This is a genomic window from Micromonospora sp. S4605, assembly GCF_003176715.1.
Taxonomy (GTDB): domain Bacteria; phylum Actinomycetota; class Actinomycetes; order Mycobacteriales; family Micromonosporaceae; genus Micromonospora; species Micromonospora echinaurantiaca.
Window position 1 is genome coordinate 1 of the sequence record NZ_QGSW01000322.1, and the last position, 6,775, is coordinate 6,775.

The following is a 6,775-nucleotide window of genomic DNA, read 5'->3' on the forward strand; positions in this document are numbered from 1 at the left end:
GGGCTGGGGCTGGCCGGGAGCGTCACCGGGGTGGTGCGGGGCTCGTTGGCCTCCATGTCCGCCGCAGCGACCCGCAGGGCCGCACCCCGCAGCTCGTGGAGGCATCCCGATGGCCAAGCACCGTGCGTCCGTTGACGATTCCCCGAGCGGTGAGGAGGTGGCCGACAGCCCCGACGCGGCGTACTGGTCGGTCGACGACTCCCGCTGGCCGGCGCTCCGGCCCGACCTTCCCCCGGACGTGGTGGACCTGCTCGCCCCGCCGATCGTGGTCGGCGTGGCCCGGGTGCCGGCCACCTCCCGGCTGACCCCGCCCGCCGCCGACCGGCCCGCGCCGGTGGTGGCCACCCGGCCTGCGCCGGCCATGCCCGCGCCCCGGCCGGCGGTGCCCGCGCCGCAGGGTGCGCCGATCGGTGCGGCGGATCCGGCCGGCCCGGTGGGCGGTCGCCGGGGTCCGCACGCTGCCTCCACCACCCACCGCCGGCCGATCCCCGCCGGCCGGCACCGCCGCCCGGCGGGTTCGCCGGACCGCACCGACTGAGCTGGGACCCGGCGCTCTTTCATCTGGTGGACGCCGTGCGGGTCCGCGGTCGCGGGCCGGCCCGCCCCGGGTAGCGTCAGCGGTCATGACGGTCGTGCATCCGATCGCCCGGGCCTGGATCACCACTGGCGGCACCGGCGCGCAGAACTACGACGAGTTCGCCGACGACGCGGAGATCACCGCGATCATCGAGGCGAACCCGCACAGTGCCCTCGGCATCGAGATGCCGCACCGGGCGCCGGAGAGCGTCGGGAAGTCCTTCCTCGACGCGCTGCCGGATGCGGTCGCCCGGCTCGCCGAGGCCAAGGCGGACGGCAGCTACACCCCGGCCGAGCAGGTCGTGGTGCTCTACCGGATCAGCGCACCGGGGGAGGAGCCGGCGTACGGGCTCTTCGCGATGGTGGACACCGACCAGATCTCCACCCGGGCCGACGAGCCCGGTCTGGTGATCCGCAACGAGGACGTCTTCATCGCCAAGGTGCGCGAGCGGGTGGCACTGGCCGAGGCGTTGGGTCACCTGCTCTCGCCCGTACTGCTGCTGCAGACCGGGCGGGGCGACGAGCTGCACGCCGCGCTCGCGGCGGCGACCGAGACGGCCGGGGCGCCGGCCGCCACCGACACCGACCAGGCCGGGCGCACGCACGCCATCTGGCTGGTCGGCCCGGGGCCGGAGCAGGACGAGCTGACCGCGCTGGCCGGCGGCGGCGAACTGGTCGTCGCCGACGGCAACCACCGCAGCCTGGCCGCCCAGACCGGCGGGCTGCCGCGCTTCCTGGCGGTGGTCACCACGCCCGCGTCGGTGGCCATCCAGCCCTACAACCGGCTGGTCAGCGAGCTGACCACCACGCCGGACGAGCTGCTCGACCGGCTGCGCGCCGCCGGCGCGCGGGTCACCCCGATCGACGGCCCGGTCGAGGTCCCGGCGGCCGGCGGCACCGTACACCTCCGGCTCCCCGGCCAGGGGTACGCGGTGACCCTGCCGCACGCCGGCGACGGCCGGCTGGAGAACCTCGACCACGCCCTGGTCGAGCGGCTGCTGCTGCGCGACGCGCTCGGGCTGGACCCGGGCGACAAGCGGATCACCTACGTCGGCGGCGACTACCCGGCGAGCTGGCTCACCGGCGAGGTCGACGCCGGCCGGGCCGAGCTGGCCGTGCTGATCGCCCCGGTGACCGTTGACGACTTCGTGGCGGTGAACCTGGCCCGGGAGAAGATGCCGCGCAAGAGCACCTGGTTCACCCCGAAGGCGCGCGGCGGCCTGGTGGCCGCCGAGCTGGCCGGCTGAGCTGTGACGAATCCGCCCCCGGCCGCCGCCCGCGCGGCGTCCGGGGGCGGCGGCCTGACAGACTGCGCGGTATGCGCGTCTACCTGGGATCCGACCACGCCGGTTTCGAGTTGAAGGTGCACCTGGCCAACCACCTGGCCACGCAGGGCTACGACGTGGTCGACGTCGGCCCGCACGCCTTCGACCCGGACGACGACTACCCGGCGTTCTGCCTGCACACCGGTGACCGGGTGGTGGCCGACGCGGGCAGCCTCGGCGTGGTGATCGGCGGCTCCGGCAACGGCGAGCAGATCGCCGCCAACAAGGTCGCCGGGGTCCGGGCCGCGCTCGCCTGGAACATCGAGACCGCGCAGCTGGCCCGCGAGCACAACGACGCGAACATCGTCGCCGTCGGCGCCCGGCAGCACACCCTGGCCGACGCGACCGCCATCGTCGAGGCGTTCCTCGCCACCCCGTTCTCCGGCAACGAGCGGCACGCCCGGCGCATCGCCCAGATGGCCGAGTACGAGCGCACCCGCACCCTGCCCGCCCTGCCGGCCTGACGCCGCCGGCCGGACCGCTGTCGGCCCCGGGACGCGGCCCCGCCACCGCACCGCCCAGTCCCGCCGGTGCGGGGATCCGCCGGTTTCAGCGGCGGGGCAGGTCCTCCCGGGGCACCCAGTTGCGGCGCACGATCACCACGCGCTCCTCGGCCTCGGCCAGGTCCGCCTCGCTCGGCCGGGCGGCGTCCCGGGCCCGCATCGCGGCGGTGACGCTCACCTGGGACGAGCCGGAACCGACCAGGCCGCGCAGCCCGCGCTCACCCTCGCGGTCCTCGGGCGGGCCGCCCCGCCGCCCGCGCGGCGGGTCGCCGCCGTCGTGCACCCCGGCGGTGGTCGCGCTCGGGCCGTCGGCGGCCCCGGTCGCCTCGCCGCCCGGCTGGTGCCTGAGCCGGCGCCGGCGTCGTTCCGCGTCGCCGAGTCGCCGCCGTTCCGCGTCCCCCATCAGCCGACCGTACCGGCTCGTGGGTCAGAACACCTCCATGCCGGCCGGGGCGCGGTGCCAGCCGAACGCCGGCCCGGCGGCGGCCAGGGCGCCGGGGCGCAGCTCGTGGACCCGGCCCGCGGCGGCCAGCGCCCCCAGTCCGGCCCCGCCGAGGTAGAGCTCGCCGAGGCAGCGCACGTCACAGGCCAGCGCCGCCGGCTGGTCGGTCGGTACGCACTCCGCACCCTCCGGGCCGCCGGTCAGCCGCCACCGGCCGGTGTTCGCCGGCAGCAGCTCGTCGGTGACCTCGATCACCAGGTCCACCCCGGTGGCGTACCGGCGGGCGGCGAGCGCGGCCGGCACGTCGACCACCCGCAGCCAGAGCGCGTCGACGAGCTGGGCGCCGAGCCGACGCGGCTCGTCCACCAGCCGCAGCAGCGGCTCGTCCACCGCCGCCGCCCGGAAGGTCAACTGCCGGGTCAGGTCGATGGAGAGCAGCATCCGCCACAGCGCCGCGTACGCGTCGGGAGTGGTGGCCACCACCTCGTCGACGAGGGTGTGCCCGCGGGGCCCGGAGCGGTCCCACTCGGCCCGGGTGCGGAACAGCCCGTACCCGTCGACCCCGTCGGGGCCCTCGTGCAGCACCACCCGCCGCTCGGTGGCGCCCCCGCGCTGGGCCGCCGGGTCGCCGAGCACGTACCGCCACCAGGCGGCGTTCCGGCTCGACCAGCCCGGCCGGTCGGGGCGCACCCGGTCGTACACCCGGGCCAGCTCGGCCTGGCGCGCAGCCGGGCGGTCCAGGCGCAACCGGCCCGCCTCGGGCGCCGGCCGGGGCAGCCGCAGCTCACCGGTGGCGCACTCCAGGGAGAGCCGCTGCGCGGCCAGCCCGTAGCCGAACCGGGGGTAGATCCGCCCCTCGGTGGCCCAGAGCACAGCCACCGGTTCCCGGCCGGCGTCGGCGAGCTGCCGCAGCTGGTGGCGCATCAGCGAGGTGAGCAGGCCGCGGCGGCGGTGGGTCGGCACCACCCCGACCATGCTGACGTGGGCGGCCGGCACGGTGCCGCCCGGCACGGTCAGCCGGCGGGTGAAGGCGGCGGCGCTGGCCACCGGTTCGGTGCCGTCGCGGATCAGCAGCGCCCGCTCCGGCTCGAAGAGGCCGCGTTCGATCTCGTGCGTCTCGGCGTCGAACCCGCTGTGGAACAGCTCACCGAGCATCCGGGACAACTCGTCGAAGTCCTCGGTGCGGGCCGGTAGCGGGGAGTTCGTCACCGCTCGTGTCTAACCGACCGGTGCGCCGTCGGCGACCGATTTGCCGGCTGGCTACCCTCGAAACCGGGACGGCGACCGGTAGGCCGCCGCCGGTCCAGGGGAGGGGACGAGATGGCAGACCAGACGCAGCCGTGGGCGGAGCGGACCGTCGAGGTGCCGCCGCAGCCGGGTGCCGCGGTGCCGCCGCAGCCCGGCGTCGGGGTGCCCTCGCAGCGCGACGCGTTTCGGCCGGGGGTGGCGTCGGTCGGCCGGCCGCGGACGCCGCGCACCGAGCCGTTCCCGGTCGTCGAGGAGCCGACCGGCACCGGTTGGCCGGGCGGGCCGTCACCGCGGCGGCCGATGAGCTGGCACATGGCGCAGTTGCGGCGCGGCGGCGAGTGGAGCGCGGCCGGCGTGCTCTTCGCCTTCGTCTGCTGGGGCATCTGGGCGATCTCCGGCGGCGGCGACCTGACCGGCCCGTTCCTGATCTTCGTGCTGAGCCTGCTGGTGGCGGCCGGGCTCTTCACGCTCGCCCGGCTGCTCGGCCGGGTGGTGCTGGAGCGCCAGCTGGGCCGGGTACGCCGCAGCGCCCGCGGCGCGCACCTGGTGACCGCTGTCTTCCTGGCCGGCCTCGGCATCGCCTACCTGCAGCAGACCGAGTGGGTCGTGTCGGCCTGGAACTGGATCACCAACAACTGATGTCCCCGGTACGCCCCGGACGGGTCGGCCTGCCGCCGCCCGCCCGGGGCGTCCGGTCGCGGGTGCCGCGACCGAGGTCGTCTCTCCACCAGGACGGCCGCTGCTTACCCGGCCGGCCGCGGATCATCCGTGGCCGGGCGCGCCGACCGTGTCGCTGATCGATGGCTCAGTGGGAGCCGCCGTGCCCCTCGGCGTCGGCACGGGGCGAGGCGACCCGGGCGGCCGGGTCCTCGACGCCCGGCTCGCCGCCGCCCGGGGCCACCATGCCGTCGTAGTTGTAGACAGTGCCGTTCTCGCCGTGCCGCTTCGTGGTCCGCACGTAGCGGTGGACCATCCCGTCGATCTCCAGCTCCAGCAGCGCGCTGTCGCCGGCGTCGTGGGTGCTGCCGTCGCGCGGCCCACCGACCAGGTGCGCCTTCGTGTTCGTGTCCATGCCGATGCCCTACCCGGGGCGTCCCACCGCAAAACGGGCGGCCGGCGCGGCCGGCGCGGCCGGCGCGGCCGGCGCGGGTGGCGCGGGTGGCGGGCGACCGGGCGCGTTCGGCGGGCTGGGGCTACTGCTCGGCGAACCGGTAGAGCACGTAGTCCTTGTCCGCGCCGCAGACCACCACGGTGGTGTTCCACGAGCAGGTGTCGCTCCGGACGTCCTTGAGCTGCCCCAGCTCGACCACCGTGCCCGAGCTCACCGGCACCCCGGCGACGCTGCGGTCGTCCTCGACCGAGCTGAGCCGGTCGGCGAAGACCAGCAGGTTGCCCGCGTCGATCCGGACCGCCACCCCGTCCCGGTCCTTGAGCACCGCGCGGCCGTCCGGCCCGAACAGCGTGCTGGCCGACTCCGGCGAGGTACGCCGGGCCAGCACGTGCTCGCCGAGCGGCACCAGCACTGTCGCCTCCGGCGCCGGCCAGCGCTCCGCGCGCTCCTCGGTGACCGCCACCACCTCGGTGGTCTTCGCGTCGCCACCGGCCACCTCGAGCAGGCAGACCCGCCGTTCGCCGCAGGGCACCAGCGCCTCCGGCCGCCGTCCGTCGCCGGCGGTGTAGAGCAGCTCCGGCTTCGCGTCACTGGTCAGGTCGTACGCCAGCAACTGGTAACGCGACTCGTCGTCGGCCACGTAGAGCCGGTCGCCGTGCGCCATCACCAGGTCGTCGAGGTCGGCCGCCCCGGCGCGGGTGCGGATCACGGTTTTGGTGTCGGTGTCGATCAGCCGTACCGAGCGATCCGCGCCGACCTGCACGATCCGGCGGGCGTCGCCCCGCCACGGGTCGCGCGGGGCGCCGTTGGGGTACGCCGGTCCGCCCAGCGCCTCGTCGGTGGTGACCCGGTAGACGCTGGTGCGGGCGCCGCCGTACTCGTCGCGCGGGTTGGGCAGGGTCCAGGCCTCGGCCCCGTCGTCCAGTCGCAGCCCGACCAGCCGGTCCAGGGTCCGGTCGACCAGCACCGCGACGTTCTCGGCGAAGAGCACGTCGTCGTCGCCCCGGATCGGCTCGTCCCACCGCCGGTCGCCGGACGCACCGTCGAGAACGATCAGGTCCCGCGGGGTGTCGGAGGAGTTGGCGTCGGCGAAGACCGCCACCGCCCCCGGCAGCGCGACGATCCGCTCCCACCGCTGGGTGGATGACCCGACCTGCCGGCGCCACCGCTGCCCGCCGGTGCGGGTGTCGATCGCGACCACCTCCAGCCGGCCGTCCGGCAGGGGGTGGGCGAGGTAACCGTGGTCGCCGAGGACCGCTGTGAACATGTCCGTCGGGCGCTCCTGCCCGGCGGCGATCCGCTCCACCTCGGCGACCGGGTTCTGCCACTCCAGGGCCGGATAGCGGTCCCGGGTCAGGTACAGCACCGCCGCGACGGAGACGCCGGCCAGCGCCAGCACGGCACCGAGCGTGATCCACAGCGCCCGGCGCCGGAAGACGCCCGGTCCGCCGGGCGGTGGCGACACCGGCGCGCCGGAGACGGGTACGCCGGGCCAGCCCAGCGGCGGCGCCGCCGGACCGGCCGGGGGCGCGCCGGGCGGCCCGCCGGCCGGTGGTCGCGGCTCGGGGAG

At 76.4% G+C, this 6,775-nt stretch carries 8 protein-coding genes; 4 read left to right on the forward strand and 4 right to left on the reverse strand.

Going from position 1 to position 6,775, the window contains the following annotated elements; all coding sequences use genetic code 11:
• The first annotated feature begins 109 nt into the window (after window positions 1–109).
• The 3 genes from DLJ47_RS35465 (at window position 110) to DLJ47_RS28440 (ending at window position 2,365) form a co-directional block, all read left to right on the forward strand.
• On the forward strand, window positions 110–538 hold the full coding sequence (locus DLJ47_RS35465) for a hypothetical protein (protein ID WP_146228213.1): 429 nt from the start codon (window positions 110–112) through the stop codon (window positions 536–538).
• An 85-nt stretch (window positions 539–623) separates the two neighbouring features.
• Entirely contained in the window at window positions 624–1,823 is a 1,200-nt protein-coding gene (locus tag DLJ47_RS28435; RefSeq protein ID WP_109904517.1) for a DUF1015 family protein, read from the forward strand.
• Window positions 1,824–1,894: 71 nt separating this feature from the next.
• On the forward strand, window positions 1,895–2,365 hold the full coding sequence (locus DLJ47_RS28440) for a ribose-5-phosphate isomerase (RefSeq protein WP_109904519.1): 471 nt from the start codon (window positions 1,895–1,897) through the stop codon (window positions 2,363–2,365).
• 85 nt (window positions 2,366–2,450) lie between these two features.
• Here the strand turns inward: DLJ47_RS28440 and DLJ47_RS28445 are convergent, their stop codons facing one another.
• Both DLJ47_RS28445 and DLJ47_RS28450 read right to left on the reverse strand, forming a co-directional pair.
• A complete protein-coding gene (locus tag DLJ47_RS28445; RefSeq protein ID WP_109904521.1) occupies window positions 2,451–2,807 on the reverse strand; it encodes a hypothetical protein in 357 nt (118 codons plus the stop codon).
• 24 nt (window positions 2,808–2,831) lie between these two features.
• The gene (locus DLJ47_RS28450) at window positions 2,832–4,055 is read right to left on the reverse strand and encodes a GNAT family N-acetyltransferase (protein ID WP_109904523.1); all 1,224 of its coding nucleotides are present in this window, start codon (window positions 4,053–4,055) and stop codon (window positions 2,832–2,834) included.
• 111 nt (window positions 4,056–4,166) lie between these two features.
• Between DLJ47_RS28450 and DLJ47_RS28455 the strand changes: the two genes are divergently transcribed.
• Window positions 4,167–4,733: a hypothetical protein gene (locus tag DLJ47_RS28455; protein WP_088992348.1), complete on the forward strand. Its 567-nt coding sequence runs from the start codon at window positions 4,167–4,169 to the stop codon at window positions 4,731–4,733.
• A gap of 166 nt (window positions 4,734–4,899) precedes the next feature.
• On the opposite strand, the gene DLJ47_RS28460 is transcribed toward DLJ47_RS28455, so the two are convergent.
• Complete coding sequence (locus DLJ47_RS28460) at window positions 4,900–5,166, reverse strand: hypothetical protein (protein WP_109904525.1); 267 nt, start codon at window positions 5,164–5,166, stop codon at window positions 4,900–4,902.
• Between the two features lie 121 nt (window positions 5,167–5,287).
• Window positions 5,288–6,775 (reverse strand): outer membrane protein assembly factor BamB family protein (locus DLJ47_RS28470; protein WP_146228214.1); only part of this gene is annotated, 1,488 nt, incomplete at its 5' end.